This is a genomic window from Bacillus sp. 007/AIA-02/001 (genome assembly GCF_004634455.1).
Lineage (GTDB): Bacteria > Bacillota > Bacilli > Bacillales > Bacillaceae_G > Bacillus_A > Bacillus_A cereus.
Genome location: NZ_SEIY01000001.1, coordinates 774,480 through 798,992, shown reverse-complemented (window position 1 = coordinate 798,992; position 24,513 = coordinate 774,480). Strand labels below are relative to the sequence as shown.

The window sequence follows — 24,513 nt, the reverse complement described above, 5'->3', positions numbered from 1 at the left end:
CCTTATTTGAGGCCTTTCACATTATTCGCATTAATTTCTAGCCCGTGTTTTTTTGCAACTTCAGCGATTCGTTCATAGCGACTTAGCTTCTCTACTTCAGCTTGTAATTCTTGATTTTCTTTTTGCTGCTGTACAATTTTTTCTTCTATCGTCGCTGCTTCTACATTAACTTGATAAAGGCCTGCTTTATTTCCAATAAACGCGACACAGGCATACAATAAAAAGCCAATAAACGCTACATACAACAGTTTTTCGATTCTTGTAATTTTCGCTTTAACCTTCGGCTTAGCCATCTGCTGTGGGGGCGTTTGAATTTGCACCTCTTCTTGCGCTTGTTGTTTGTACTTTACAGCTAAATTAGTCATACCTCTCTCTCCCTTTTATCGTTTTTCAGCGATTCTCAACTTCGCAGAACGCGCACGATTATTTTCTTCTAGCTCTATATCAGAAGGTAAAATCGGTTTTCTTGTAATAAGCTTTAATTTCGGCTTAAATTCATCAGGAATAATCGGTAATCCTGGCGGCAATTGTGGCGTTGTACTATTTCGCTTAAACGTTGTTTTACAAATACGATCTTCTAATGAATGGAATGTTATAACACTAACTCTTCCACCTGGCTTAACCATCTCAATAGCAGATTCCAATGCTTCTTCAAATACTTTTAATTCATCATTTACAGCTATACGAATTGCCTGAAACACTCGCTTAGCAGGATGCCCACCCGTTCTACGAGCTGGAGCCGGAATACCTTCTTTAATTAGCTCTACTAATTCTCCTGTCGTTTCAATAGCTTTATTCTCACGATAAGCTTCAATTTTTCTTGCAATTTGTTTTGAAAATTTCTCTTCACCGTATTGGAAGAAAATCCTTACAAGTTGTTCATATGACCAGCTATTTACAACATCATACGCTGTTAATGGGGCATCTTGATCCATCCGCATATCTAGCGGTGCATCATGATGATAACTAAAGCCTCGTTCTGGTGTATCTAATTGTGGGGATGAAACACCTAAATCAAATAAAATACCATCTACTTCTGTTATACCTATTTCCTGCAGTTTTTCAGCTAAATAACGGAAGTTACTCTTTACTGTTATAAACTGTTCACCGTATGAAGAGAACTTTTCTTTCGCGTTTTGAATCGCTATCTCATCTTGATCAAACGCTATTAATTTTCCACCTTCAGTTAATTGGGATAATAAATAAGAACTATGTCCTCCTCCCCCCAGTGTACAATCTACATATGTACCATCTGGCTTTATATCTAAGCCGTCTACTGTTTCCTTTAAAAGCACTGTTACGTGTTTAAACATTGTTGCACCTACTCTTTTTCCAATTAATTATGTTGAATGTATCCCTTCCTCTAAACACATATTTCACGCTTAGAGAATGAAATAATACGAAAGAACGACTCATTTAACTTACCAACAAAGGCAACATACTATACAAATCGCTATTTTCTTTTATTATATACTAAATTTTATCATCTTTTGCGGGAATTTAAATAAAAAACTGTCGAAAAAGCGAATAATACGTTTACATTTTGTGCTATTTTGTCATATATTTAAGTATCCAACACAATTGCCATATCTAACATTTTTTGATTGATAATTCAGAAAAAAATCACTTCACAGTAAATTCAACGGAATAAAAATAAAATCCTGCTCCAAAGAGCAAGATTTTATAGTTTTATAACATGATGTTTTCCGTCCCAAGAAAAAGGGTTTTCCATTACACGATCAACGAAATCCAAACCAAACTGATTTAAATAATAACATACATTCCACACACGTTCTTGCGGCGCACCTAATGGACGAAGTGCGAATTGTATACGGCGGAATTTATTTAGCTGAACCTCATACTTTTTCTCAACATTTCTTTTCAACATTCTTTCCAACAGTTCAATTTGTTCATTAATTTTCAATTCGTTTTTCCCTGCAAACGCACCTAACCCTGGCTCTATTTTCTTTACAAATTGCTGTAAAGATGTATGAATATCGGCAATTTCTTTTTTCGCCTTTTCAAAATGATCATCAATCGGTTCCTCTATTTGATTAGACAACCAGTTTTCACGCAGTTTATCGACATCATTTAAAAACGGATCAATTTCTCTCAATTGCAGATCGAATAAATCTGTCGCTATATCTCTCTCCACATAAGTAATTGTAAGACGAGGAACGACAGGTGGCATTTGAAAACCGACAGTATGGAATACTTGTTGTAATTCACTCCAATAAGCTAATTCCCCTGGACCTCCAATAAATGCGAGCGTAGGAAATACATACTCTTGCATAAGAGGACGTGTTACAACATTATTACTAAAACGTGCCGGATTTCTCTCCATCTCTTCAATCAACTCTTCGTATGAAAAGGAATGCGCCCCATCCTTTCCAACAAACTTACCTTGATGCTCTTCAAGCAATACTCGTTCATTATCTATTTCCATGAATATATGCACTGCATGAGACTTCGTTTCAATAATCGGTTTGTATCCTAGTTCTTTAATTACTTCCTGCTGATTACGAAGGCCCTCTTGTACCTCTTTATACTTACTTATAATTCGCTTGAAAAATGGAATTTCTAACTTTCTTAATTCAGGATGATGTGAATCAACAAGGATTAAACCAGAATTAACAAAGATTTTCGTAATAAGATGAGCAAAGAAATCTACATACGTATTCGATTTTTTCAAAGCATCATCAACAAATTTTAATACATCTTTTGTAAAATTTGTTTCTGGGTATGTTTTAAAAATCTCTTCAATCCAATTTCTACAATCTTCAACAGAAAGTTCAGACTCAGAAGCACTTGCCTTTTTCGGATTACGGTCATAAAAAATAGTTTTTTTCATCTTTTTATTTTTCGCTACAAAAGTATGATTAATCTCATCCATATCATGGTCTTCACCCGCAATCCAGAAGACAGGGACAACTTTAACTCCTAAACTTTCTTCCTTTTCCTTTGCAAGCTGTAAAATTGAAATAACTTTATGAATTGTATAAAGCGGTCCAGTTAATAACCCCGCTTGTTGTCCAGCTATAACAACATATGTATTTTCATCTCCAAGCGCTTTTACATTTTGAAGTGTAGATTCTCCCGCTTGTAATTTTGTATTATATTCTAATAAATGCGCTACTAAATCTTGGCGGAAAAACTCCCTTTCACGCAAATCATGTAAACGTTGTTTAAAAGCATCTTCTGTTAACATATAATCAAAACATGACTGTATCTCTTTTTTACCGTTCATATAGTCCGCTACAATACCTTGTTGCGGAACAGAGATTTCTTTTATCTCCATATAATTCTTCCTTTCGTATCCAGTTCTCTCACCAATCCACATTGTAGTCAATGTTTCACGTAAAAGCAAAGAATAACACTTATACTCTTGTTTCTAAACCTTTTATTGCATCGAACAAAAATTGAAGTGTCGAAACTGGTCGTTGCTGTTTCTTAGCTTCTTCTAATACATATCCAACAATCGCATTAATTTCCGTCTGTCTACTCGCTCTTACATCCGCTAGCATAGAAGATGTATTACGAGACGTTCCTTCACACACATTTCGTACCATTTGCCATACCATTTCTTTTTCTCCTCTAATAAGAAATGCTGCCTCCTGAAACACTTGCTCCATCATTTGATAAAAAAAACGATTCGTGATTAATTCACCATTCTTAACTCCCAATAGTGCTGTCAACGGATTGATACATACATTTACTACTAATTTTTTATGCATAATCTCTTCCCAATCCGTTTCTATTTGAACTGGAAAATAAGCAACAGGAAAATAATTGAATATTTTTTTAAAATGTATAGATTGACCACAAACCACTCCAAATTTTGTTACCCCTATCCCAGTATGATAAACGATATGCCCTCCCTCTTTTTTCGCACCATGTTCTACAATACCAACAGCTATATTTTTACTCCCTATGTTCAGCATCTTTTGAAGATGCGACATTCCGTTTTGCAAAAAGATTAATGATGATGCCCCTTCCACAAACGGTAGTACGTCATCTATATGATATTGCTTCACAGCAATAAATATATAATCTAAATTTTGCGCTACCATACTTTCTATCGGTAAAACAGATGGATATACTGTTTCACATCTTCCATCTCTAATACAAGTTACACCTGTTTCATTTAATTCTTCAGCTTGCTTAGCTGTTCTTGTAAACAACGTAACATCTTGGTTATTTTTTTGTAAATAAAATGTATACAATAGACCAATAGCACCTGGTCCGACAATTCCAATTTTCATTTTCACACAAGGAATTCACACTAAGTGCCCTTGCCTTCCCCCCTTTATATCTTTTTAAAGCACCTGAGCACGCCCTATAATTCCGCTGTCCTCTGCCCAACAAATATACTCTCATTTTTCACTATGTATGTACCACCTATTAATACGCTTCTACTCTTAGTTTAGCAAATCCTCAAAAAAATAAAAAAAGAAATATACTATCTTCTTCATAAAAATAAAAAAATGAGTTATACTATTATTATAAATATTTTTACTTTTCTGCATTCAACGAGACAAGAAAAGGATGTGATGTAATGGGATTCCCAAAAGTTGAGCGCTTGCTCATCAATTATAAAACGTTAGATGAATTCAAAAAATTTAAAGGGTGCGGAGCCCAGGAACTATCTATGCTGGAAGAATTACAAGCAAACATTATTGAAAACGACAGTGAATCTCCATTTTACGGTATTTATTATGGCGGATCACTAATCGCACGTATGAGTCTATATATGAAAAGAAACGGCGGAGAACCATTCGAAATTACAGGTCCCTACCTAGAACTTTATAAACTTGAAGTATTACCAACTTTTCAAAAACAAGGATTCGGGCAAATGCTTGTAAATCATGCGAAACAAATGCAATTTCCTATTAAAACGATAGCACGTATTCATTCAGCTGGTTTTTGGGATAAATTAAATTTCAACCCCGTATCAGTAACTGATGGAGATTTTTATATTTGGCATCCAGAAGCAAATTTGAATGCGGTTACAAACGAAGAATCGGCTTAAGAAATAAAAAAACAGCTGTATAACAGCTGTTTTTTTATTTCTTAAGCTTCTCTAACTTCTCATTCGAGCGAGCATTGTTTCTTTCCGCTACCATTACACTTCTTTTTTGATCGATATAATCAAGTAGTGTTCTATACTCTTCTTCATATACTGATAATCGATCCAGAAGACGCTCTCTTTCTGTTTGTAATGATTCAACTTGTTGTTGCAACACCGTTAAAGAGTTTTCATCTTTATAATTTTGCAAGAAATCAATAACATCATTCAACGTAATTGACGTAGGTTCTAACACCTTTGTCTCTTTCACTTCATAATTTTCTACTTTACGAAGTTGCTTTGCTTCCTCAATACGTTCTTTATATTGCTTTCTTACGTAAGAATTCCATCTAAACCCACATGCTGCTGGTGTACGAGATAAATTTTTCCCCACTTCCTTAAAGGCAGAAAGTTGTGTTCCACCTTCTCGAATATGCCGGAGTACTACTTCTGCCAGAAGCAAATCTTCATCATCAGTCCAAGCATCTTGTCTTGTTGTCGCCATCTCTCTAGTCCTCCCTATGCATTTTTTATTAAGCATATGCAGTTACTAGAAAAGATAGAATACAACAACTAAAGATTAAGACAAAAAAAATAAACGCAGAAGATATCTTCTGCGTTTATTTTCCCGCAATTACTTGCTGATTACTTCTTTACCTTTGTAAGTACCGCATGCTTTACATACACGGTGAGCTAATTTCGCTTCACCACAGCTTGGGCACTCTACCATACCAGGTACTGATAATTTGAAATGCGTACGACGCTTTCTTTTTACTGTTTTAGAAGTTCTTCTAAAAGGTACAGCCATTCTTCCCACCTCCTTAAAAGAAATAGTTATTTTCATATGAAGGCCTGAACCAGTCTTCCGATTATTTGTCAAAAAACTTTGCAAGTCCTGCCAATCTTGGATCAACAGTCTTTTCTTTGTCTTCTTCCGAAATCACTTGCCAGTCTTGACCTTGCGTCGGTGCTCCACCAGAAACATCATCACTGAAAATTTGCATTGGAATCTCCAAAAGTATATTTTCCTTGATTACGGGCAGTAAGTCAAGTACTTCTCCTTCTAAAGAATGAATTTCAGCTTCAGTTTCAAATTCTTCTTGTGAAGTTTGGAACACCTCAGTTGTTTTAATGTCAAATGGTAATGTCACATCTACTAAAGAGCGAGAACATGGTAAAACCATGCTTCCAGTTATATGTAGATGAAACGTAAACTTACCGGAGCCAAAATCAACTCTTCCCGTTACATGAACAGGATTAATTTCACGAATATCTTTCTCGACCTCTTTTAGCTCACTTACATCTACCATCTCATCCAATGTCAATCCTTTATTTCTCAATTTATTCAATTGATGGATGGACCATTTCATATCATATCACCTCAAGGCAACAAACAAAATTATAGCTAGCCATTTTATATTTGTCAATGTTTTTTCTTTACACTATAATGAAGTCATCATAGTAAATAATATATAGAGTATCACGTTTTTCAAAAAGATGCTACATCGAAAGGAGAGATTACCATAAAAGCTGGTGGTATTGTTGTTGAATATAACCCTTTTCATAACGGTCATCTTTATCATGTGCAACAGACAAAAAAGTTAACACAATCCGATATAATAATTGCCGTTATGAGTGGTCCTTTTTTACAGCGTGGTGAGCCCGCACTCATTTCCAAATGGTATCGCACTAAAATGGCCTTAGCAAACGGCGTAGACCTTGTTGTAGAGCTTCCATACGTCTTTGCAACACAAAAGGCTGAAACCTTCGCAAATGGTGCTATTTCCATTTTAAATGCCCTACGTGTTTCTGAAATTTGTTTCGGTAGTGAGGATGGACAAATCGAAAATTTTTATAATACCATCTCCGTACAAAAAAACGAAGATGAGACTTTTAACTGCCTTGTAAAACAATTCATGGACGCTGGTAATAGTTATGCAAAAGCAACATCGGATGCTTTCTCACACATTTTAACATCTGAAAAAAACATAGATATGTCACAACCAAATAATATTTTAGGCTTCCAATATATGAAAGCAATTCTGTCACAAAATAGCTCTATACAAGCTCAAACTATAAAAAGATTTGCCTCTCATTATCATGATGAAACATTTAATGACCAACATATTGCAAGCGCGACAAGCATCCGAAAACAACTCTTTAGCGAAGAAGGATCATTTACAACAATTGAACCTTTTCTCCCACAGGCAACCACTTCGCTTTTAGCAAATTACAAACAAAACTACGGGATATTACATAATTGGGAACAATACTTTTCATTTTTTAAATATAGACTCATGACGATGTCTCCAGGGGACTTACGACATATATATGAAATAGAAGAAGGTTTAGAGCATCGTATTTTATCAAAAATACAAAACAGTTCCTCCTTCTATTCATTCATGGAAGCATTAAAAACAAAACGTTATACATGGACTAGATTACAAAGAGCTTGTACACACATTTTAACAAACACAACAAAAGAGGAAATACGTAGCGCAAATATAGAACAACACGCACCATATATTCGCCTGCTAGGTATGTCACAAAAAGGACAAACTTACCTTTCAAAAAACAAGAAAAAAATCGAACTTCCAATCCTTACTCATACAAAAACATTCGACCATGCCGCTTTAGATATAGAGAAAAAAGCAAACTCTGTATATTTCTCCATCATGCACGAACCGTTACGCACACAACTATTAAAACAGGATATAACACACCATCCTGTTCGCTATGATGAAACAACTACAAAATTCCTATAAAAAAACCTCTCTATTTCAGAGAGGTTTTTTCCTTATCCATCTTTTCTAAATATGTTAACGCATCATCCAGCGTATCTACTGGTACAATTTTCATTTTTGTTTTAATATCCTTTGCAGTCTCAAGTGCATCTTTATAGTTCGATTTCTCCGCACCTTTTTCATTTGGCGCAAAGAACACTTCAGCCCCGGCATCGCTAGCAGCCACCACTTTTTGATTTATACCACCAATTGGGCCCACTTCTCCTTTTTCATTAATTGTACCTGTTCCAGCTATTTCATGTCCTTTCGTTAAGTCTTCTTCCACAAGTTGATTATATATTTCTAATGTGAACATTAAACCTGCGGATGGTCCACCAATTTCATGAGAATTAATTTTCACTTTCGGATCGACCACTAATTCTCTTTCCGTAACGATAGAAACACCTATGCCGACACGCCCATTCCCATTAGGAATCGTCTTTACATTTAAATTCTCTTTCAATTGTTTTCCATTTCTCATGTACTCAATACTTACAGCATCGTTTTCTTTTTTCCCTGTCATATATTCAATAAATTGCTCCGTCTTTTCAAATGTTTTTCCGTCAACAGCTATAATAACATCACCAAGCTTAAGCTTTCCTTCTGACGGCATTCCTTTTGCCACACCAGCAACTAATACACCTTTATTTTCAAAAGATACTGAGCGATTTGCACGTTTATATGCATTATAAATTGCTGCATTTTGCGAATCTTTCATCGCATAATTTTGGCGAAATTGATATTCTTCATCACTCTCACCTTTTTGCAATATTTCTTCCGCTTTCGAAATATGTGTATATTTATTAAACTGTGCCGCTATTAAATTCACCACATTTGCTGGTCCCATTGAAACCGTAACAAGCATAAAATCACCAGATTCTTTCGTTCCACCCTCAACTTGAACATAAGGCTCTAATTTGGCAGCCATTCCTGGTTTTGTTATATAATACGGTAAACGTACGTAAACAAGTAACATCGCCAATATAACCCCTATTAAGATTGCATATATAAACCGAAAACGCTTAAACATTATGTTTCTCCTTCCACTGCTCAATTAATAAATAAATATTTGAAACATGTTTTTCTGCTTCTACTTCTCCAACTCGAATAATGTCTTCAATGTTTGTAAAAGCACGTGAACTAAATTGCTCTACAGCTGGTCGCATCATTAAATCCGATGCAATTTGCCGATTCATTACAAGCTCATGCTGCATAATTTCAATACTTTGCATGATTACGTCATAAATGGACGTAACATCGCCATTCACCTTAATTGGAGATACATCAACAGCGATAACAATATCGGCCCCTAACTCTTTCACAACCGATACTGGGATGCGATCAATGACTCCACCATCCACTAATAATCTTCCATCTATTTTTTCTGGTACAAACACTCCAGGAACAGATATGCTAGCCCTCACCGCATCTGCAACTGGCCCACTTGTAAAAACCACTTTTTCCCCCTTCAATATGTCAGTAGCCACAACAGCCGTCGGGATATCTAACTCTTCTAAATTTTTATTATATGTAAACATTTTAATCATATCTTTGACACGTTTTCCAGCAATAAATCCCATTTTCGGTACCGTGAAATCTAAATAATACTTCCGCTTAAAAACAGATGCCAATTTATACAATCTTTCAACGTTACTACTTGCCGCATAAAACGTACCTATTAGCGCCCCCATACTACTTCCTGCAATCATGTGAATAGGGATACCAGCTTCCCTTAAAACCTTTATTACACCAATATGAGCAAACCCTTTGGCTCCTCCAGACCCAAGTGCTAAACCAATCTTTGGTTCTTTCATTTTTCTCACCCTTTAATTTTTTTCATTCCTTTTTCATACTTATGGTCTAAATTCACTACGTATCCACGTATACTGAAATGAACGTTTTTTGGGACAAAGGGGGATTTACTTACATGTATGAAAAATGGAAAACCGCTTTCCTTACCATATCAACGCTATTTTTAACCTTTTCTCTTGTACTCCACCCCCAAGCCGCTTTGCAAGCTTCTATTCGCGGGTTAAATATATGGTGGGAAGTTGTATTCCCTTCACTACTACCGTTTTTCATCATTGCGGAACTTCTAATTAGTATCGGTGTTGTAAAATTTATTGGCGTTATATTAGAACCACTCATGCGCCCACTTTTTCGCGTTCCAGGGATAGGCGGATTTGTTTGGGCGATGGGAATGGCTTCTGGTTTCCCTGCAGGCGCCAAATTAAGCGCTAGACTACGAAAAAGCAATCTTTTAACTCAGATTGAAGCAGAGCGCCTCGTTTCTTTCACAAATTCTTCTAATCCACTTTTTATTTTCGGTGCTGTGTCTATCGGTTTTTTTAATAATCCGAAATTAGGAATTATATTAGCCGCTGCCCATTATTTCAGTAACTTTGCTGTCGGATTAATTATGCGTTTTTACGGCGATAATACCGCTTACAAAAATAATACACACACTACAAAAAAACGTCGCTTTCAAAACCCTTTTTTAATTCTTCACGAGACACGCTTACAAGAAAAAAGACCAATTGGTAAATTACTTGGGGATGCCATTGTTTCTTCTATTCAAACATTACTTATGATTGGCGGATTTATTATTTTATTCTCTGTGTTAAATAAAATGATTACTGTATTCCACATTACAGCAGCTCTTTCTTTTATTATGCAACATATTTTATCATTCTTCCAACTAAGTACAGATTTTAGTATACCTATATTATCAGGTATTTTCGAAATGACACTCGGAAGCCAAATGATTAGTCAAATAAATGAAACACCGCTCTTACAACAAGCTATGGTAACAAGCTTCATTTTAGCATTTAGCGGTCTTTCTATTCAGGCACAAGTTGCTAGCATATTAGCTGAAACAGATATCCGATTTAAACCCTATTTTTTCGCACGAATTATTCAAAGTATTCTTGCCCCTATTTTTACATTTGTATTTTGGACACCATTTTATGAGAAAGTGAGTTCTTTCTCACCTATGCCAAAAGATATTCCTGTATTTTTATCCGAGCATCCTTCTATACTACATGAAATTTGGACATCTTTTATACATTATGGACCAATTTTTACATTATTTTGTCTATACTTATATGTTATTTTATTATTTTTGCGCACGTATAAAGAAAAACCCCGTTCACTTTAACGGGGTTTGAAACTTTTCTTTTAAAGCACGCTCTACAATAGGAGGTACAAGATCCACTACACTTCCTCCATACCTCGCAACTTCTTTTACAATACTCGAGCTTAAAAATGAATATTGGTTGTTTGTCATAATAAAAAATGTTTCAATATTTTCATCTAATTTTCGATTCATAGAAGTAATTTGCATCTCATATTCAAAATCAGAAACTGCTCGTAAACCACGTAATATTGCATTTGCATTACGCATTTTTGCATACTCTACTAATAGCCCACTATGCGAATCTACCTTTACATTCGGGATATCCTTTGTCGCTTCTCGAATTAGTTCTAATCGCTCTTCAACTGAAAAGAATGGTTTTTTTGATGAATTGTTTAAAACGACTACGTACACCTCATCAAATACTTTTGCTCCCCTTTTAATAATATCCAGATGCCCAAGGGTAATTGGATCAAAACTTCCTGAAGAAATAGCTATACTTGTCATTCTGTCCCCTCACCTTCATACTTATAAATCGATATTGCAGTAATCCCATAATTCTCAGCTCGTACTTTTACAAGCCTTCCTATTGAATTAGGTAAAACTACATCATTACCATGCTCTGCCATAATTAATCCATCACTATGTAGCAATCCATGTTGATCCATTACACTAATTAAAGATACAATTTTTTGCTCTTTATATGGAGGATCTATTAATATAAGATCGAATGACATTTCACGTTTTATTAACGCCTTTACTGCACGTTCAGCATCATTTCGATATACTTCAGCTTGTTCCTGTACTCTACAACTTTCTAAATTTTGATGAATTACTTTTATCGCTTTACTATCCCGATCAACAAAAATTGCTTTATCGATCCCTCTGCTCAAAGCCTCAATTCCAAGACCACCACTACCACCAAATAAATCAAGGGCGATACCACCATCAAAATAAGGACCTATCATATTAAAAATAGATTCTTTTACTTTATCTGTCGTTGGACGTGTTGTATTACCAGGAACCGCTTTAAGTGGGTGTCCTTTACATTTTCCTGAAACTACTCTCATCTGTTGTCACTACCTTTATTTCAATCTATCGAGCGATTATAGAAAGCCATTCCCACTTCGGTAACCGTTAACAAACCACATTCACCTAACTATAGAAAAACTCGGCCTCAAATAACCTCTCGTTATTTTTATGTATTCATCTCATCATTCACTAATATGAACCCAATATGTATATTAGTTCCACTTTATCTTTTTTATCCTATCACAAAATAAAAAAAAGAAAAATAAAAAGCCCAACATAAAATTTAATTTCATTATGTATATCTTCATTTAGATTGGACATAAATAATTATAACAACATCACCTTCGATGTTGTTGCCAACCGCGGAGAAGACTTACGTTTCCCCATAAGTTCTTCCTCCGGTTTCTCCTCTCCCTTTGCCTTCTTACTAGTACATGCTAGTATAAGAAGGGCCCTGCTATGCAGGGTTTTTTTTCTTTGTGTGCTTTTCATTTAAAAAGTGAAATGGTACAGTAAAAGAAAGAGGAGGAAAAGATATGATTCAACGCTTTATAGAACTTGGAGAAGGCTACTCTGATTTATATGAATTACTTGAAATTGCCAAAACAAATCAAGAACGTATAGCACATATGTTACAATTTGAAACGATAAAAAACGATAAAAAAGTGTGTTCGCTTGTTGTAATATTAAAACCAACTACTACTGGTGATTTCCAACCATTATACATATGTCGTGAAGGCATTCCTGTATTTGAAAATAAAAAAAGTAAACGTGTCATTTTATTTGAAGAAACGGCAGAACAACTCGGAAAAAAAGTGGCTACCTTTACTGTAAAACCATCTACAACTTTCCCAGAAAAAGAACTATTTTTTAATCATTTAATTGGTATTTTACGAATGAACAATTTCATTCCTCCGATGAAATAACACGTTATTTCAAGTGAAAAATCCCCCGCTAAATTTAGCAGGGGATTTTTTCTATTAGCTATAATCGTATTCTTTTGCTCGATCAGGACGGGAATTTTCAAATTCCGTTTTTAAATACGGGCGATACGACTGTTCTATCTTTTTCACAAAAGGAAGTTTGTTCAACTTATGCATCATATGCTCAATTTGTTCCATATCACAATATACTACAGCATATTTTAATCGTTTTGATATGTAATGTATGTTACCATATTTCCTTAAAATCTTGGCATGTTTCAATGAATGTAAATAAACAATCATACTTTGTCGTTGCCCGAACATAATCTTCTCCATCTTCTCCTTTTAAAAACATATATTTTATATTCTATGAAAACCAATCAGAAATTTATAACATTACAGGACAAACTCTGTATACGTTTTCTTCCAACTTCTAAAAAACGGGGTACATCACCCCGTTTTTTTACAACCACAACCTCCGCCAGTACCACAACCTCCACCACAGCCACCAGCATCAAAGAATGGATTTCCTGTTGGCACTTTAATGGAAGAAGACACTTCCGAACCGATTGCTACACTAACTTCGTCTAATAACTTCTGCAAAGCAGTTTCTGCTCTTTTAAAAGCTGCAACCTTATCATGTAAGTCCACAGAACGCTTTAATTCTCTCATTTTCATCGACACGGTAGTATAGTCAGGATGGTATTTTCCAAAACGCTGTACTTCCTCATACCGTTCTTTCATCGCTGTAAATTGCTGAATTAGCGTCTGAAGTTCCATATCTTCATGTAATTCTCTATAATACTTACGATAATCTTCTGCTATATCTGAACAGATAATCGCTTTTGCAAGCTGCTCTGCCTTATCTAATATTAATACGCTTTCTAGCGTCGCTACAATCATGAGAGACACCTCCGAGTATCCATCATACCACATTTAGATTAGAACTACTAATTGAAGTGACTTACTCAAAAGAAAGATATAACGTAACTATTTTTACACTATATCCGTACACACTTATACATTAATATGTTCCGCTATATTATATTTAAGAACATCCCATTTTCCACTATTTTGTTTCACATAACTAATACACGCATTTTTTAATGGTGTCTTAAATGTAATTTCATCTGGTTCAATGGCATGTAAAATCGCTTTTATCGCGTGTGAGTGAGCAACAATAATAATACGTTTGCCAAAATGAGTTGTCGCAACATCTTCTAAAGCAGCAAAGCAACGAGCTACAATCTCTTCATCTCGCTCCATACCTTCTACTTTACCCTCAGCAATCAACTCTCTAACAGCCGCAACCGGCTTCCCTGAAGCTTCTCCAAAATTCCGTTCAACAAATCGCTCATCTAATAAAATCGATTGTAATCCAACTGCCGTTGCGATTTCATTAGCCGTTTCTTGCGCTCTAATTAACGGGCTACTTATAATGATATCCCACGTTTCTTCTTGTAAAGCAGCTGCACTTTGACTCGCTTGCTTCTTACCAACTTCATTAAGCGGAATATCTTCTCGCCCCTGAATAATTTCTTGAAAATTCCAATCAGTTTGTCCATGTCGTACTAAACAAATTTCCGTCATGCTGCAACTCCTTTTTAAATAATCAACTTCTATTGTAACAAAAGTTCTGCATGACGGACATATTTTTCACTTCCAATTAGGTTGCGTTTTGTTGCTTCATATACTGAAACATATCAATCATGATCGAAGCAACGGCCAATTGATTTTGAAACTTTTCCACTTTATCTGGTATCGTTTTTTTGAAATGTTGCATCGCCGCTAACTCAAAAGCCTCTTTTTCTTCAGGATTTCGTGTTAATTTTCTATACCAGTACGGTTGCTCTCTAATATAACGAGATAAATCCTCATCAGCTTTTATAAACTCCATAATTTCTGCTCTCATCATCTTTCCCCCTAATCCTTTTGAAAGAAAAACGGGTTATTTTCTGAAGTACTTTGCTCTTGCTGCGTACGGTTACCTTGAAATTGCTGAATAACTTGTTGCACGCTCCCAATTGCACTCGTCACATTGGCTAAATGGTTCTGCATTTGTTCCACGTCCAACTTTTTAAAAAAAGAAAGCATTTGCCCCATCACATCAGCAGTTTTTTCCTCTTCAGTTCGATTATCTTTTTCTTTTTTATTTTCTTTTACCGAAGAAAAAGCAGGCGCTCCATCCGGTCTATAAGTTGCCCATATTGGATCTTCTTCACCAAGTAAGTACCATTCTTCATAAAATTGTTGCCATGTTTTATGACCACTTCTAACCTCATGAACCATTTTAGGGTGATGGTTTACAAATTCTTTAAACTGTTGAACCGATGGATGTAACGGTCCTTTTGTTGTTGGCATAATCCTCACCTCTCCATGTATATCTACTATATAGTAAGAAAAAAAAGGCGCATGGTTCGCCTATTTTTAGACGATTCATGCACCTTTTTTTCTGCTATTTGCATACGGTCAGATTCCCACCTACAATTCAGTGAATACGAAGTAACTAATTAGGTGATGTAACACCCCACCGCTTACAGTTTCGCTTTATTTTCGAATAAAGTTTTGTGTATAAAATTTATCGTATACACCAACACCTAATCCTGTAAATTGTTCATTTAATAAATTCTTTCTATGCCCCTCACTATTTAACCAACCTTGCACTGCCGCAATTCCATCACTATGTTGCGCCGCTATGTTCTCACCAGCAAGTTGAAATCCTACTTTCCCGCGCTGCAAACGATCTCCTAGTGTACCTAATGTAGGTGAGTCATGAGAAAAATAATTATTGTCTTTCATATCTTTACTGTGACCAACAGCAACATCTGCTGTTTCCTGATCCCATGTTAATAATGGTAATTTATGACGACTTCGAATGATATTTGTTAAATCAAAAATTTGTTGCATATTCCCATTTTCTACTTGTTTTATTTTTTCTGGAGTCAATGGTTGTTCTGCTATTAATTCACCTGAATAAACGAGCTGATACGGTCTTTGGCGTAATAAAGTTTCATCATCCATATAACGAACACCAACAAGCTCATGTGTAAATTGATCAAAATACAATTGCGCCCATCCATCTTCTACAGGTATTAACGGTTGTTCCATGACTTCGGTATCAGATAGCTCAAATTGATAACTATTTTTCCCTCTTTTTAATGAAATTTCATGCGAAAGCGGACTTTTTTTATATACTTCTTCATATTTTTCATTTATATAATAAGGTGGAACCTTAACTTGTTCACCAGCTGCGTATGCCGTTACAACTTTACGTTCAGAAACTCCAAATTGAACATACTGAGTTAAATCCTGGTTGTATACCCACCATTCATATCCGTATGCAGATGGCTCTATTCGAGAGGGTTCTCCCCACTTCGCTAATAGGTTTTCAGAGTCTTCACCAATCATATTTAAAACAGTGTCTGAGGAGTCTTCCTTAATTTGCTTTTTCTTTTTCACAATTTTATTTTCTTGCTTTGATTGAGATGGGGTTAATATATATTGTGAAACGAGTAATTTCCCGTATAAATCAACAGCTAAAATTAAAAATGTAATCATTACGATACGCAATAATTTCTTCAAACGATATACCTCCTGAACAAAACATAAAATTGAGATATACACAAATCCTTTTCTTTCTTTTTGTGTGTACCGTACTCTTTTCACTATATCATATTTTTGTGAAAAAAGTCTGGATTATCCCTTTTCTCTCAATATGAATTGCACTTTCTTATTATTCATACTATTATAAAAATAATGGTGTAACATTAAAAAAGGAGGTATTATATGCAATTTACAAATACGAAATTTAATGGAGCCGTCGTTGAATTAACTCTTTTAACTGAAATCATGGAAAACAACCACTTCGTACTTGCCGGACAGTGGGATTATGAACGAGTTACATACGATTATAAATTTGAAATATTAAAGGATGTTTATTATTTACGAGTGCAAGGAGTTGCTGTTGAAGGTGACATTGGCAGTAGACACGCTGAAGTAAAACTACTCCCCCCCTTATTAGGAAAACATTATTATCCTCACGGCGTTGAATATGGTGATGATGAGACTTTCCCAACGAATGTACTTCAAAAAAGCGAACAACTCCTACAAAATGTCGAAAAAGAGTTAAAAGAATTTCAAATTATTGATTAACAAAAACAAGCGCATCAATATGATGCGCTTGTTTCATTTCCCTTCCCTAAGAATGAATCGTTTTTTTTACTGGATATCCATAAATAGATCCATCTTTTACTTTAATCTCATCTTCCCAAGGGACCTTATATTTACCTTCAGCTAAATCTTTTACAAACGTATATGGATTTTCTTTCACCCCACCAGGAGTTGCTACATATCCTCTTGAACCTAGATTATATATATTATTTTCCAATCCCCATCCTAATCTAGCCTGATCTGCTAGTTCTGGATATACTTCAGCAGTAACAATCTCCCAAGGATTTCGATGACCCTGTACTAAAGTAGTCCCATCAAAATTACATACTTGTCCTTCACCAAAGTAATAAAATACACCATCATAACCCGCTAAGTTTACCGACAATGTATACATTAAATTTTGCCATGCATTTGAACGATTCGTTAGCATCCATTGTTCACTAACTTGTGTACTATATCCAGAAATACGAATTAAGACATTTGCACCTTTATAGGCCGCTTCACGAGCTACTTCAGGGAACATGCCATCATGACAAATACAAACAGCTAATTTACTTCCTCCAGGTCCATCACAAACAGGTAAGCCTAAATCTCCAGCTTTCCAAGGCTCGACTGGCACCCAAGGATTTAGCTTTCGATACTTCAAAATCATTTCACCTTGTGGATCAATAATAACTGCTGTATTATACGGCTCTCCACCATCAGGATTTTTCTCCATTATTGAAAAAACACCATATACTTTAGATTCTTTACATGCCTCAGCAAATAAGTCTGTTTCTGGCCCAGGCACTGTGCATAAAAATTCTTCTGTAGTCCATTTTTTTGTATTGAGCCCTTGTGTACTATATTCAGGAAATACTATCAATTCTAAACCAGGGTAACCTGATTTGGTCGAATGAATTGTTTTTATGATTTGTTGAATTTGTTTATCAATGTCTGTACGCGATTCTACTACTGGTACTGGATATTGAATTAGTGCTGTCAAAAAACCACTAATCGGCTTTACCATACTTCCACTACTACCCATTTAAACTCCCCCTTAAAATAGTTCGTGTTTATTAAAGATAACAATATATATTTGTAACTCTCTAAAAAACTTGCACTACATATGGAATTATTACGCATGAAAGCTAGTAGTAAATTTTATCTCCACTTTTAGTACACGCCTACACTAACTTAACATAAAAAGTTAGAAAATTCAATCTTTTTAAGGTAACTAAAAAAGAAAAAGCGCATGGAATCCCATACACTTTTTTACTTAATCTGTAAATACGGCGGCAATTGTTGCAACTGCTCCTTATCCTTTTCACGTTCTCTACGTGCCCATCTAAAGAATACATAACCTATAATTGTACCGTACACTATTTCCTGGACAATTTTCATTATGATACCACCAGTTTGCTGATCTTGTACGACTGGCATCCAGTGCAAAAATTCTGGTCCCGTTATATTTAAATCTGATAAAGTGCCCGCTGGTACACATAGTTCCATCGCCTTCATCCAAGCAGCCGGATCCGTATACGTTGCAAATAACGGGGCTGTCGCAAAAATGATTAACGCACATGCAGGCGTTAATAATATGCCGTTAGCAAACATATAACCAAGTTTCTTTATATCACTTAACGTTTGATATTCTGGTAATGGATTTAACATCGGCCACCACATCATGATTGCTGTAAAAAACAATATAGCGAGACAAATAGGATGAGCTATTTGACTTTGTTTTACTGTATCAAAAACAACTGGTAAATGATAAAAAGAAAACAGGCCGTTAAATACAAACAACGCAATAAGTGGTTTAGCAAATGCCTTTAATATAATTTGAACGAACTTAAAAGAAGTAATGTAACGATATAACCAAATTGGTATACCAAGCAACAGTAACGGTGGAACTGCAATATACATGACTGCCATTTCAAACATATGAGCACTAAATATAATATGGCCAATTAAATCAATAGGCCCTCCCTTTACAAAATACAAAAGAACAATACCAGTCGTAAAATAAAAAATTTGCTTCTTACTTACCTTCGTCGCATTTTCAAATCGCATTCTATATGGTCCAATAATTAAGAAGTACCCAATAAGAATCGAAAGCATAAATAATAAAAAGATTGGACTCCATAAAGCCTGAAAACCAAATATCCACAAGTTACTCATTTTCACACCTGCCTTCGTAAGGTTATCTCATAATATGAAGAGGGAGCTGTGACAACACAAGCTCCCTTATTTTTCACTTTTCAAATCCACACGATTGTCATAAAAGCTAAAATTGTAATTAACCCTATTAGCAGACCAGAGTAAAGAAAGAAACTTGCTGCTTCATGTCCTTTATGACTCATATGCATAAAATAATACAATTGAAAAATTACTTGTACCACTGCTAATAGTAAAATAAACGGTACAGAGAAAATCGGACTAAAAGTTTTTGGATACGCCACTGCTACAAATGCAACTAATGTTAAAAAAATCATTAATGCAAACGTAATAACTTGATGCCTCATTTCCTCCGCACTTTTTCTCTTCCGATAAACAAGATCAACTTTAGGATTATTCGTTTGCTTTATCGCCATTGTTTATCCCACCATTCCCATTAAATATACTACAGTGAAAATAAACACCCAAACTACGTCAATAAAGTGCCAATAAATCGATGCAACATAAAACTTCGGTGCATTGTATAAATTTAGACCTCTCTTCGCATTTCTAAAGATTAATGTTAAAATCCAACATAACCCAAACAATACGTGGAGTCCATGTGTACCAACAAGAGCATAAAACGCAGAGCCAAAGGCACTACTTCTCATAGTATGCTTAAATTCATGTGTATAATGATAAAACTCATATATCTCAAATCCTAAAAACCCTAAACCTAGCAATACTGTTACTAGTAACCAAAGCTGCATTTTCTTAAAGTTAAAGTTTTTCATGTGATACATCGCATATACACTCGTTAAGCTACTCGTTAATAAAAGCATCGTCATAATGAAAACGAGTGGCATTTGGAACATCTCTTGAGATGTTGGTCCACCATTTGTAGAATTCTTTAACGCTAAATATGTTCCGAATAAGGAAGCGAACAACACTGTTTCGCCTCCAAGAAATAACCAAAAACCGACAAACTTATTTTTCCCTTCAAGGGTTGCTTTTTCAGGCTCTGCTGGAAATGTTTCATTCGTTAATTTTTCATCTACATGCATTATGCCTTGCCCCCCTTATCCTCTAAATCTTCTTTATGAATATGATACCCATGATCATCAATTACTGAACGTAGGAACATTGTGCCAAATGTAATGATTAAACCAATAATTGCTACTAATAACCAGAACTTATCTTTTCCGCCCTGCATATACATCGCACCAAATGCCGCTATAAACAATCCGAAAGAAATGACAAATGGTGAAAACGAAGGATTTGGCATATGAATATCACCAACTGGTTCCGCTGCTGTCATTTCTTTATTACCTTCACGTTTTTCAATCCAAAACGGATCTAATCCGCGAACAAATGGTAATTGTTTAAAGTTATATTCTGGTGTCGGTGCTGGCATTGTCCATTCTAATGTACGTGCATCCCACGGATCACGACCAGCTTTTTCTTTTGATACTGTCGTTTTAATTACATTGAATAGAAGAACAATCGTTCCAAGAGCCATAAACACCGCTCCGATGGAACTAATCATATTCCCCATTTCCAACCCTTGCCCTTCAAGATATGTGTAGTAACGGCGTGGCATACCAATCAAGCCAAGGAAATGCTGAATAAAGAAAGTTAAATGGAAGCCGATAAAGAATAGCCAAAACGTTATCTTTCCTAATGTTTCATTTAATACTTTATTAAACATCAGTGGCCAATAATAATGAGCTCCTGCAAGTAAACCAAATACAACACCGCCAACGATTACATAATGAAAATGTGCTACTACGAAATAGTTATCATGAAATTGATAATCAGCTGGTGCAGATGCTAGCATAACCCCTGTAACTCCACCCATTACGAATGATGGAATGAAAGCTACTGCCCACATCATTGGTGTCGTAAAACGAATACTTCCGCCCCACATTGTAAAGAGCCAGTTGAATATTTTGATACCAGTCGGAACCGCAATCGCCATTGTTGCAACTGAGAAAATAGCATTAGCAACTGGACCAAGTCCAACAGTAAACATATGGTGCGCCCATACCATAAATCCTAAAAATCCAATTAATACAGTCGCAAACACCATCGATGAATAACCAAACAATCGTTTTTTCGAAAATGTTGCGAAGATTTCTGAGAATATTCCGAAAGCTGGGAGTATAAGAATGTATACTTCTGGATGACCGAAAATCCAGAATAAATGCTCCCATATAATTGTATTCCCGCCCAATGCCGGATTAAAGAAACTTGTTCCAAATAAACGATCTAACATTAAAAGTCCTAATCCTACAGTTAACGGCGGAAAAGCGAATAATATAAGCGAAGATGTTACAAATGTTGTCCATGTAAACATCGGCATACGCATATACGTCATTCCTGGAGCGCGCATATTAATAATGGTTACAAGGAAGTTAATTCCTCCAATTAGTGTACCAATACCTGAGATTTGCAAGCCGAGTACATAGAAATCAACACCATGACCTTTAGAGGCTAAAGCTAAAGATGCATAAGATGTCCATCCTGCATCAGGTGCTCCACCTAAAAACCAACTTAAATTTAAAAATACTCCACCAAAGAAAAATAACCAAAATCCGAGTGAATTCAAAAACGGGAACGCTACATCACGTGCACCAATTTGAAGTGGTACAGCGGCGTTCATAAATGCAAACACGAGTGGCATAGCTGCGAGGAAAATCATTGTTGTACCGTGCATCGTTAATACTTGATTATAAGCATCCCCAACAAGAAAAGCGTTGTTAGGAATCGCTAATTGAAGGCGAATAAATAGAGCTTCTATTCCGCCTATTACAAAAAACAATCCACCTGCAATTAAATAGAGAATGGCAATCTTTTTATGGTCTACTGTCGTTAAATAATCCCATATGACAGCACCCATCCCCTGTTTTTTTGCTACAGAACTCACGTTTTCAACCTCCCCTTCGCGAATAGTCCCTCTTTACTTTTCAACTTTTAACGTTTGTAAGTATGCATTTAATGCATCAATTTGATCATCCGTTAAGTTGCCATATTTGCCAGTCATTTTGTTTCCTGGCTTCATATTTTCAGGATCTTTCAGCCATTTTTTTAAGTTTTCTTCATTGTTTTCGGCAATACCGGCAACCATATCGCGATCCGCAAAGTTTGCTAAGTTTGGTGCGATACGAGCGGAAGGTGGTCTACTATCATTAGATCCAACTGCGTGACAACCAATACAGCTTTTATTAAATATTTCTTGGCCCTCTTGCGCCTTTGTTGAAACTACTTCTTTCTTCCCATCAATCTTCTTCATATCAGCAAGCCATTTTTTGTACTCGCTTTCATCTAAAGCTTTCACTTTAAATTGCATTAAAGAATGTGATGGGCCGCAAAATTCTGTACAAAAACCATTATAAGTGCCCGATTTATCTGCCTTTAACCACATTTTGTTCACATTGTCTGTATTTGTATCCATTTTCCCTGCTAAAGATGGAACCCAAAATGAGTGTTTAATATCGGCACCCTTCAAATTTAAATACACTTTCTTACCTGTGGGGATGACCAAATCTTGCGAAGTTACTATCTTTTCTGATTTATAAGAAAATTCCCACCAATAAAGATTCGCTGTTACATCAACAACGATAGTATCTTTATCAATATTCTTTTTCTCCATCGCACTTACATCAGCAAGTTTGAATGTATATGTAACTGTTGGAACAGCTAAGATTAGTAAAAGAATAATCGGAATAACTGTCCATATAATTTCTAGCTTGTGATTCCCTTCAACTTGCTCTGGAATATAATCTTCCTGACCTTTCTTTTGTCGGAAACGCACAATTACATATAAGAAAATAATAGTAACTACTAGTACTACTCCTACCATGATTGCACTCGCCAGTAGAAGTAAATCATATTGCATTTTTGCTACTTCTCCTTGCGGAATTAAAGTAGATTGAAAGGCTTTACCGCATCCCCCTAACAGTAAAGCCAGCAGTGAAACGAACGAAAGCAGTCGCCACTGTTTCTTCATACAAACAACCCCCACTTTCCTTGTGAATTAGATTGTACTTTATAGTTAAGTAAAGTAAATCTCAACGTAAAGAAATCCAATTATGTCGTTGTCTTAGAAGAATGTAACTACAATCATTGATACAAATAAGATTGTTAAATAATTTAGGGAATAAACAAACATTTGCACGGACCATTTGATGTCATCTTTCTTACGGAAGCCATAAAATCCTAAAACGATCCATCCGATGTTAAGCAGTGTTGCAATTACCATAAATGTTATCCCTAGTCCACTCATATAAAATGGTAGTGGTAATAAACATACTGTCCAAATCATAATTTGGCGTTTCGTAATTTCAAATCCATGAACTACAGGAAGCATTGGAATTCCTGCATTTCGATATTCATCAACACGTTTCATTGCTAATGCAAGGAAATGTGGGATTTGCCAAATAAACATAATTAAAAATAACATCCAAGCAATTGGATGGCCTAAAGATGGATCGATTGCTGCCCATCCAATTAAAGGAGGAACTGCACCAGATATACTACCTACAACAGTATTTAGTGTATACTTTCTCTTTGTCCATAAACTATATAGAACAACATATGTGAAAGCACCAATAAATCCCATTAAGACTGCCATTGGTGTTGTTAATAATAAAAATACAAAACCAAGAAGTAATATGACTAGTCCAAATGTAAGTGCAAATCCTGGTTTATACTTTCCAGTAACCGTTGGACGGGTCTTTGTTCTTTCCATTAATGGATCGATGTCTCGATCAATGTAGTTGTTTAAACAACATACCCCTGCCATAATTAATCCTGAACCAACGATTGTAAAGAATAACTTATCCAGATTATCCATTACACTTAATCCATTAAAGTGTAATGCCAACCAAAATCCTGTAAATACAGTAAGTGTATTTGAGTTTACAATCCCCATTTTAACGAGTGCTTTTAAATCTTGTAACCGAGTTGTTTCCGGTACACTTGTAACAGCGGACTCATCATGCAGCTCACTTGTTGCATGGTTCATCACTCTAACCCCCTCTTAAAACTTTCATCTTTCTTTTTGCGCCTATTTCAAATGAAATAATTCGCTTCTATATAGCAATATTATTACAGTAGAAACATTGTTAACCCATTCTACTACTAATCTACGCCCATACTCCAATATATTAAATCATATTTCCCGAACATTTTGTGAAGAAAACATGAACTTTTTGTGTCGAATATAAAAAACTTCATTCTGACTTGTCCTTATCATAACATGATGTTACC

At 35.5% G+C, this 24,513-nt stretch carries 29 protein-coding genes; 5 read left to right on the top strand and 24 right to left on the bottom strand.

All coding sequences use genetic code 11. The features are described 5' to 3' along the window. Positions 1-2 precede the first annotated feature (2 nt). The 4 genes from ftsL to panE form a co-directional block, all read right to left on the bottom strand. Positions 3-365, bottom strand: coding sequence for a cell division protein FtsL (gene ftsL / locus ES895_RS04395; RefSeq protein ID WP_000182804.1), 363 nt, complete (start codon positions 363-365; stop codon positions 3-5). A 15-nt stretch (positions 366-380) separates the two neighbouring features. Continuing rightward, the gene (gene rsmH, locus ES895_RS04390; RefSeq protein ID WP_000472508.1) at positions 381-1,313 is read right to left on the bottom strand and encodes a 16S rRNA (cytosine(1402)-N(4))-methyltransferase RsmH; all 933 of its coding nucleotides are present in this window, start codon (positions 1,311-1,313) and stop codon (positions 381-383) included. 368 nt (positions 1,314-1,681) lie between these two features. After that, positions 1,682-3,298, bottom strand: coding sequence for a bacillithiol biosynthesis cysteine-adding enzyme BshC (bshC, locus tag ES895_RS04385; protein WP_087875686.1), 1,617 nt, complete (start codon positions 3,296-3,298; stop codon positions 1,682-1,684). Between the two features lie 79 nt (positions 3,299-3,377). Beyond that, on the bottom strand, positions 3,378-4,262 hold the full coding sequence (panE, locus tag ES895_RS04380) for a 2-dehydropantoate 2-reductase (protein ID WP_135238182.1): 885 nt from the start codon (positions 4,260-4,262) through the stop codon (positions 3,378-3,380). A gap of 293 nt (positions 4,263-4,555) precedes the next feature. Here panE and ES895_RS04375 point away from each other — a divergent pair, with 293 nt between their 5' ends. Beyond that, positions 4,556-5,029: an N-acetyltransferase gene (locus ES895_RS04375; RefSeq protein WP_000506692.1), complete on the top strand. Its 474-nt coding sequence runs from the start codon at positions 4,556-4,558 to the stop codon at positions 5,027-5,029. A 34-nt stretch (positions 5,030-5,063) separates the two neighbouring features. Here the strand turns inward: ES895_RS04375 and ES895_RS04370 are convergent, their stop codons facing one another. From ES895_RS04370 to ES895_RS04360, 3 genes are all read right to left on the bottom strand, one after another. Further along, positions 5,064-5,570, bottom strand: a complete 507-nt coding sequence (locus ES895_RS04370; protein ID WP_097999118.1) for an RsfA family transcriptional regulator — start codon at positions 5,568-5,570, stop codon at positions 5,064-5,066. A gap of 129 nt (positions 5,571-5,699) precedes the next feature. Beyond that, positions 5,700-5,873, bottom strand: coding sequence for a 50S ribosomal protein L32 (rpmF, locus tag ES895_RS04365; protein WP_001984764.1), 174 nt, complete (start codon positions 5,871-5,873; stop codon positions 5,700-5,702). A gap of 61 nt (positions 5,874-5,934) precedes the next feature. Further along, positions 5,935-6,435 carry a YceD family protein gene (locus ES895_RS04360; RefSeq protein ID WP_000872149.1) on the bottom strand — a complete coding sequence of 167 codons (501 nt, stop codon included), beginning with the start codon at positions 6,433-6,435 and terminating at the stop codon, positions 5,935-5,937. Positions 6,436-6,648: 213 nt separating this feature from the next. On the opposite strand from ES895_RS04360, the gene ES895_RS04355 reads away from it, so the two are divergent. Then, the gene (locus ES895_RS04355; protein WP_002062184.1) at positions 6,649-7,830 is read left to right on the top strand and encodes a nucleotidyltransferase; all 1,182 of its coding nucleotides are present in this window, start codon (positions 6,649-6,651) and stop codon (positions 7,828-7,830) included. 10 nt (positions 7,831-7,840) lie between these two features. On the opposite strand, the gene ES895_RS04350 is transcribed toward ES895_RS04355, so the two are convergent. Further along, complete coding sequence (locus ES895_RS04350; RefSeq protein WP_000476280.1) at positions 7,841-8,878, bottom strand: SepM family pheromone-processing serine protease; 1,038 nt, start codon at positions 8,876-8,878, stop codon at positions 7,841-7,843. After that, positions 8,871-9,662 carry a patatin-like phospholipase family protein gene (locus ES895_RS04345; RefSeq protein ID WP_000662590.1) on the bottom strand — a complete coding sequence of 264 codons (792 nt, stop codon included), beginning with the start codon at positions 9,660-9,662 and terminating at the stop codon, positions 8,871-8,873. Before ES895_RS04345 ends, ES895_RS04350 begins: the two co-directional genes overlap by 8 nt. Positions 9,663-9,775: 113 nt before the next feature. Here ES895_RS04345 and ylbJ point away from each other — a divergent pair, with 113 nt between their 5' ends. Next, positions 9,776-11,005: a sporulation integral membrane protein YlbJ gene (ylbJ, locus tag ES895_RS04340; protein WP_000273083.1), complete on the top strand. Its 1,230-nt coding sequence runs from the start codon at positions 9,776-9,778 to the stop codon at positions 11,003-11,005. Here ylbJ and coaD read toward each other — a convergent pair. Continuing rightward, on the bottom strand, positions 10,997-11,488 hold the full coding sequence (gene coaD, locus ES895_RS04335) for a pantetheine-phosphate adenylyltransferase (protein ID WP_000200601.1): 492 nt from the start codon (positions 11,486-11,488) through the stop codon (positions 10,997-10,999). The two genes, ylbJ and coaD, sit on opposite strands and share 9 nt — an antisense overlap. Then, positions 11,485-12,051 carry a 16S rRNA (guanine(966)-N(2))-methyltransferase RsmD gene (rsmD, locus tag ES895_RS04330; RefSeq protein ID WP_001266979.1) on the bottom strand — a complete coding sequence of 189 codons (567 nt, stop codon included), beginning with the start codon at positions 12,049-12,051 and terminating at the stop codon, positions 11,485-11,487. Before rsmD ends, coaD begins: the two co-directional genes overlap by 4 nt. A 498-nt stretch (positions 12,052-12,549) precedes the next feature. Here rsmD and ES895_RS04325 point away from each other — a divergent pair, with 498 nt between their 5' ends. Beyond that, entirely contained in the window at positions 12,550-12,939 is a 390-nt protein-coding gene (locus tag ES895_RS04325; RefSeq protein WP_000616017.1) for a DUF7147 family protein, read from the top strand. A gap of 54 nt (positions 12,940-12,993) precedes the next feature. Here the strand turns inward: ES895_RS04325 and ES895_RS04320 are convergent, their stop codons facing one another. The 6 genes from ES895_RS04320 to ES895_RS04295 form a co-directional block, all read right to left on the bottom strand. Beyond that, a complete protein-coding gene (locus ES895_RS04320) occupies positions 12,994-13,260 on the bottom strand; it encodes a YlbG family protein (protein ID WP_002082261.1) in 267 nt (88 codons plus the stop codon). Between the two features lie 126 nt (positions 13,261-13,386). Further along, positions 13,387-13,839, bottom strand: a complete 453-nt coding sequence (locus ES895_RS04315) for a YlbF/YmcA family competence regulator (RefSeq protein WP_000634366.1) — start codon at positions 13,837-13,839, stop codon at positions 13,387-13,389. 114 nt (positions 13,840-13,953) lie between these two features. Beyond that, the gene (locus tag ES895_RS04310; protein WP_000134947.1) at positions 13,954-14,526 is read right to left on the bottom strand and encodes a histidine phosphatase family protein; all 573 of its coding nucleotides are present in this window, start codon (positions 14,524-14,526) and stop codon (positions 13,954-13,956) included. Positions 14,527-14,602: 76 nt separating this feature from the next. After that, on the bottom strand, positions 14,603-14,848 hold the full coding sequence (locus ES895_RS04305; RefSeq protein ID WP_001200990.1) for a YlbE-like family protein: 246 nt from the start codon (positions 14,846-14,848) through the stop codon (positions 14,603-14,605). An 11-nt stretch (positions 14,849-14,859) separates the two neighbouring features. Then, positions 14,860-15,297 carry a YlbD family protein gene (locus tag ES895_RS04300; protein WP_001143346.1) on the bottom strand — a complete coding sequence of 146 codons (438 nt, stop codon included), beginning with the start codon at positions 15,295-15,297 and terminating at the stop codon, positions 14,860-14,862. 186 nt (positions 15,298-15,483) lie between these two features. Further along, positions 15,484-16,518: a CAP domain-containing protein gene (locus ES895_RS04295; protein WP_000735378.1), complete on the bottom strand. Its 1,035-nt coding sequence runs from the start codon at positions 16,516-16,518 to the stop codon at positions 15,484-15,486. 204 nt (positions 16,519-16,722) lie between these two features. Between ES895_RS04295 and ES895_RS04290 the strand changes: the two genes are divergently transcribed. After that, on the top strand, positions 16,723-17,088 hold the full coding sequence (locus ES895_RS04290; RefSeq protein WP_001160947.1) for a YugN family protein: 366 nt from the start codon (positions 16,723-16,725) through the stop codon (positions 17,086-17,088). Between the two features lie 46 nt (positions 17,089-17,134). Here ES895_RS04290 and ES895_RS04285 read toward each other — a convergent pair whose 3' ends face one another. The 7 genes from ES895_RS04285 to ctaB form a co-directional block, all read right to left on the bottom strand. Further along, complete coding sequence (locus ES895_RS04285; RefSeq protein ID WP_000535813.1) at positions 17,135-18,133, bottom strand: formamidase; 999 nt, start codon at positions 18,131-18,133, stop codon at positions 17,135-17,137. Positions 18,134-18,360: 227 nt separating this feature from the next. Continuing rightward, positions 18,361-19,266 (bottom strand): cytochrome c oxidase assembly factor CtaG, encoded by a 906-nt coding sequence (gene ctaG / locus ES895_RS04280; RefSeq protein WP_000069022.1) that lies wholly within the window; start codon positions 19,264-19,266, stop codon positions 18,361-18,363. Positions 19,267-19,346: 80 nt separating this feature from the next. After that, positions 19,347-19,679 (bottom strand): cytochrome c oxidase subunit IVB, encoded by a 333-nt coding sequence (gene ctaF / locus ES895_RS04275; RefSeq protein WP_000985706.1) that lies wholly within the window; start codon positions 19,677-19,679, stop codon positions 19,347-19,349. Positions 19,680-19,682: 3 nt separating this feature from the next. Beyond that, the gene (gene ctaE, locus ES895_RS04270; protein ID WP_000557861.1) at positions 19,683-20,306 is read right to left on the bottom strand and encodes a cytochrome c oxidase subunit III; all 624 of its coding nucleotides are present in this window, start codon (positions 20,304-20,306) and stop codon (positions 19,683-19,685) included. Next, on the bottom strand, positions 20,306-22,141 hold the full coding sequence (gene ctaD / locus ES895_RS04265) for a cytochrome c oxidase subunit I (RefSeq protein WP_153578907.1): 1,836 nt from the start codon (positions 22,139-22,141) through the stop codon (positions 20,306-20,308). Before ctaD ends, ctaE begins: the two co-directional genes overlap by 1 nt. 60 nt (positions 22,142-22,201) lie before the next feature. After that, positions 22,202-23,251: a cytochrome c oxidase subunit II gene (gene coxB, locus ES895_RS04260; RefSeq protein WP_000745272.1), complete on the bottom strand. Its 1,050-nt coding sequence runs from the start codon at positions 23,249-23,251 to the stop codon at positions 22,202-22,204. A gap of 93 nt (positions 23,252-23,344) precedes the next feature. Next, positions 23,345-24,268: a protoheme IX farnesyltransferase gene (gene ctaB, locus ES895_RS04255; RefSeq protein WP_001015056.1), complete on the bottom strand. Its 924-nt coding sequence runs from the start codon at positions 24,266-24,268 to the stop codon at positions 23,345-23,347. Positions 24,269-24,513 lie beyond the last annotated feature (245 nt).

Coding starts and splice junctions, on each gene's coding strand:
- ftsL (WP_000182804.1), bottom strand. CDS start 365: ATGACTAATTTAGCTGTAAAGTACAAACAACAAGCGCAAGAAGAGGTG.
- rsmH (WP_000472508.1), bottom strand. CDS start 1,313: ATGTTTAAACACGTAACAGTGCTTTTAAAGGAAACAGTAGACGGCTTA.
- bshC (WP_087875686.1), bottom strand. CDS start 3,298: ATGGAGATAAAAGAAATCTCTGTTCCGCAACAAGGTATTGTAGCGGAC.
- panE (WP_135238182.1), bottom strand. CDS start 4,262: ATGAAAATTGGAATTGTCGGACCAGGTGCTATTGGTCTATTGTATACA.
- ES895_RS04375 (WP_000506692.1), top strand. CDS start 4,556: ATGGGATTCCCAAAAGTTGAGCGCTTGCTCATCAATTATAAAACGTTA.
- ES895_RS04370 (WP_097999118.1), bottom strand. CDS start 5,570: ATGGCGACAACAAGACAAGATGCTTGGACTGATGATGAAGATTTGCTT.
- rpmF (WP_001984764.1), bottom strand. CDS start 5,873: ATGGCTGTACCTTTTAGAAGAACTTCTAAAACAGTAAAAAGAAAGCGT.
- ES895_RS04360 (WP_000872149.1), bottom strand. CDS start 6,435: ATGAAATGGTCCATCCATCAATTGAATAAATTGAGAAATAAAGGATTG.
- ES895_RS04350 (WP_000476280.1), bottom strand. CDS start 8,878: ATGTTTAAGCGTTTTCGGTTTATATATGCAATCTTAATAGGGGTTATA.
- ES895_RS04345 (WP_000662590.1), bottom strand. CDS start 9,662: ATGAAAGAACCAAAGATTGGTTTAGCACTTGGGTCTGGAGGAGCCAAA.
- ylbJ (WP_000273083.1), top strand. CDS start 9,776: ATGTATGAAAAATGGAAAACCGCTTTCCTTACCATATCAACGCTATTT.
- coaD (WP_000200601.1), bottom strand. CDS start 11,488: ATGACAAGTATAGCTATTTCTTCAGGAAGTTTTGATCCAATTACCCTT.
- rsmD (WP_001266979.1), bottom strand. CDS start 12,051: ATGAGAGTAGTTTCAGGAAAATGTAAAGGACACCCACTTAAAGCGGTT.
- ES895_RS04325 (WP_000616017.1), top strand. CDS start 12,550: ATGATTCAACGCTTTATAGAACTTGGAGAAGGCTACTCTGATTTATAT.
- ES895_RS04320 (WP_002082261.1), bottom strand. CDS start 13,260: ATGTTCGGGCAACGACAAAGTATGATTGTTTATTTACATTCATTGAAA.
- ES895_RS04315 (WP_000634366.1), bottom strand. CDS start 13,839: ATGATTGTAGCGACGCTAGAAAGCGTATTAATATTAGATAAGGCAGAG.
- ES895_RS04310 (WP_000134947.1), bottom strand. CDS start 14,526: ATGACGGAAATTTGTTTAGTACGACATGGACAAACTGATTGGAATTTT.
- ES895_RS04305 (WP_001200990.1), bottom strand. CDS start 14,848: ATGAGAGCAGAAATTATGGAGTTTATAAAAGCTGATGAGGATTTATCT.
- ES895_RS04300 (WP_001143346.1), bottom strand. CDS start 15,297: ATGCCAACAACAAAAGGACCGTTACATCCATCGGTTCAACAGTTTAAA.
- ES895_RS04290 (WP_001160947.1), top strand. CDS start 16,723: ATGCAATTTACAAATACGAAATTTAATGGAGCCGTCGTTGAATTAACT.
- ES895_RS04285 (WP_000535813.1), bottom strand. CDS start 18,133: ATGGGTAGTAGTGGAAGTATGGTAAAGCCGATTAGTGGTTTTTTGACA.
- ctaG (WP_000069022.1), bottom strand. CDS start 19,266: ATGAGTAACTTGTGGATATTTGGTTTTCAGGCTTTATGGAGTCCAATC.
- ctaF (WP_000985706.1), bottom strand. CDS start 19,679: ATGGCGATAAAGCAAACGAATAATCCTAAAGTTGATCTTGTTTATCGG.
- ctaE (WP_000557861.1), bottom strand. CDS start 20,306: ATGCATGTAGATGAAAAATTAACGAATGAAACATTTCCAGCAGAGCCT.
- ctaD (WP_153578907.1), bottom strand. CDS start 22,141: ATGGGTGCTGTCATATGGGATTATTTAACGACAGTAGACCATAAAAAG.
- coxB (WP_000745272.1), bottom strand. CDS start 23,251: ATGAAGAAACAGTGGCGACTGCTTTCGTTCGTTTCACTGCTGGCTTTA.
- ctaB (WP_001015056.1), bottom strand. CDS start 24,268: ATGAACCATGCAACAAGTGAGCTGCATGATGAGTCCGCTGTTACAAGT.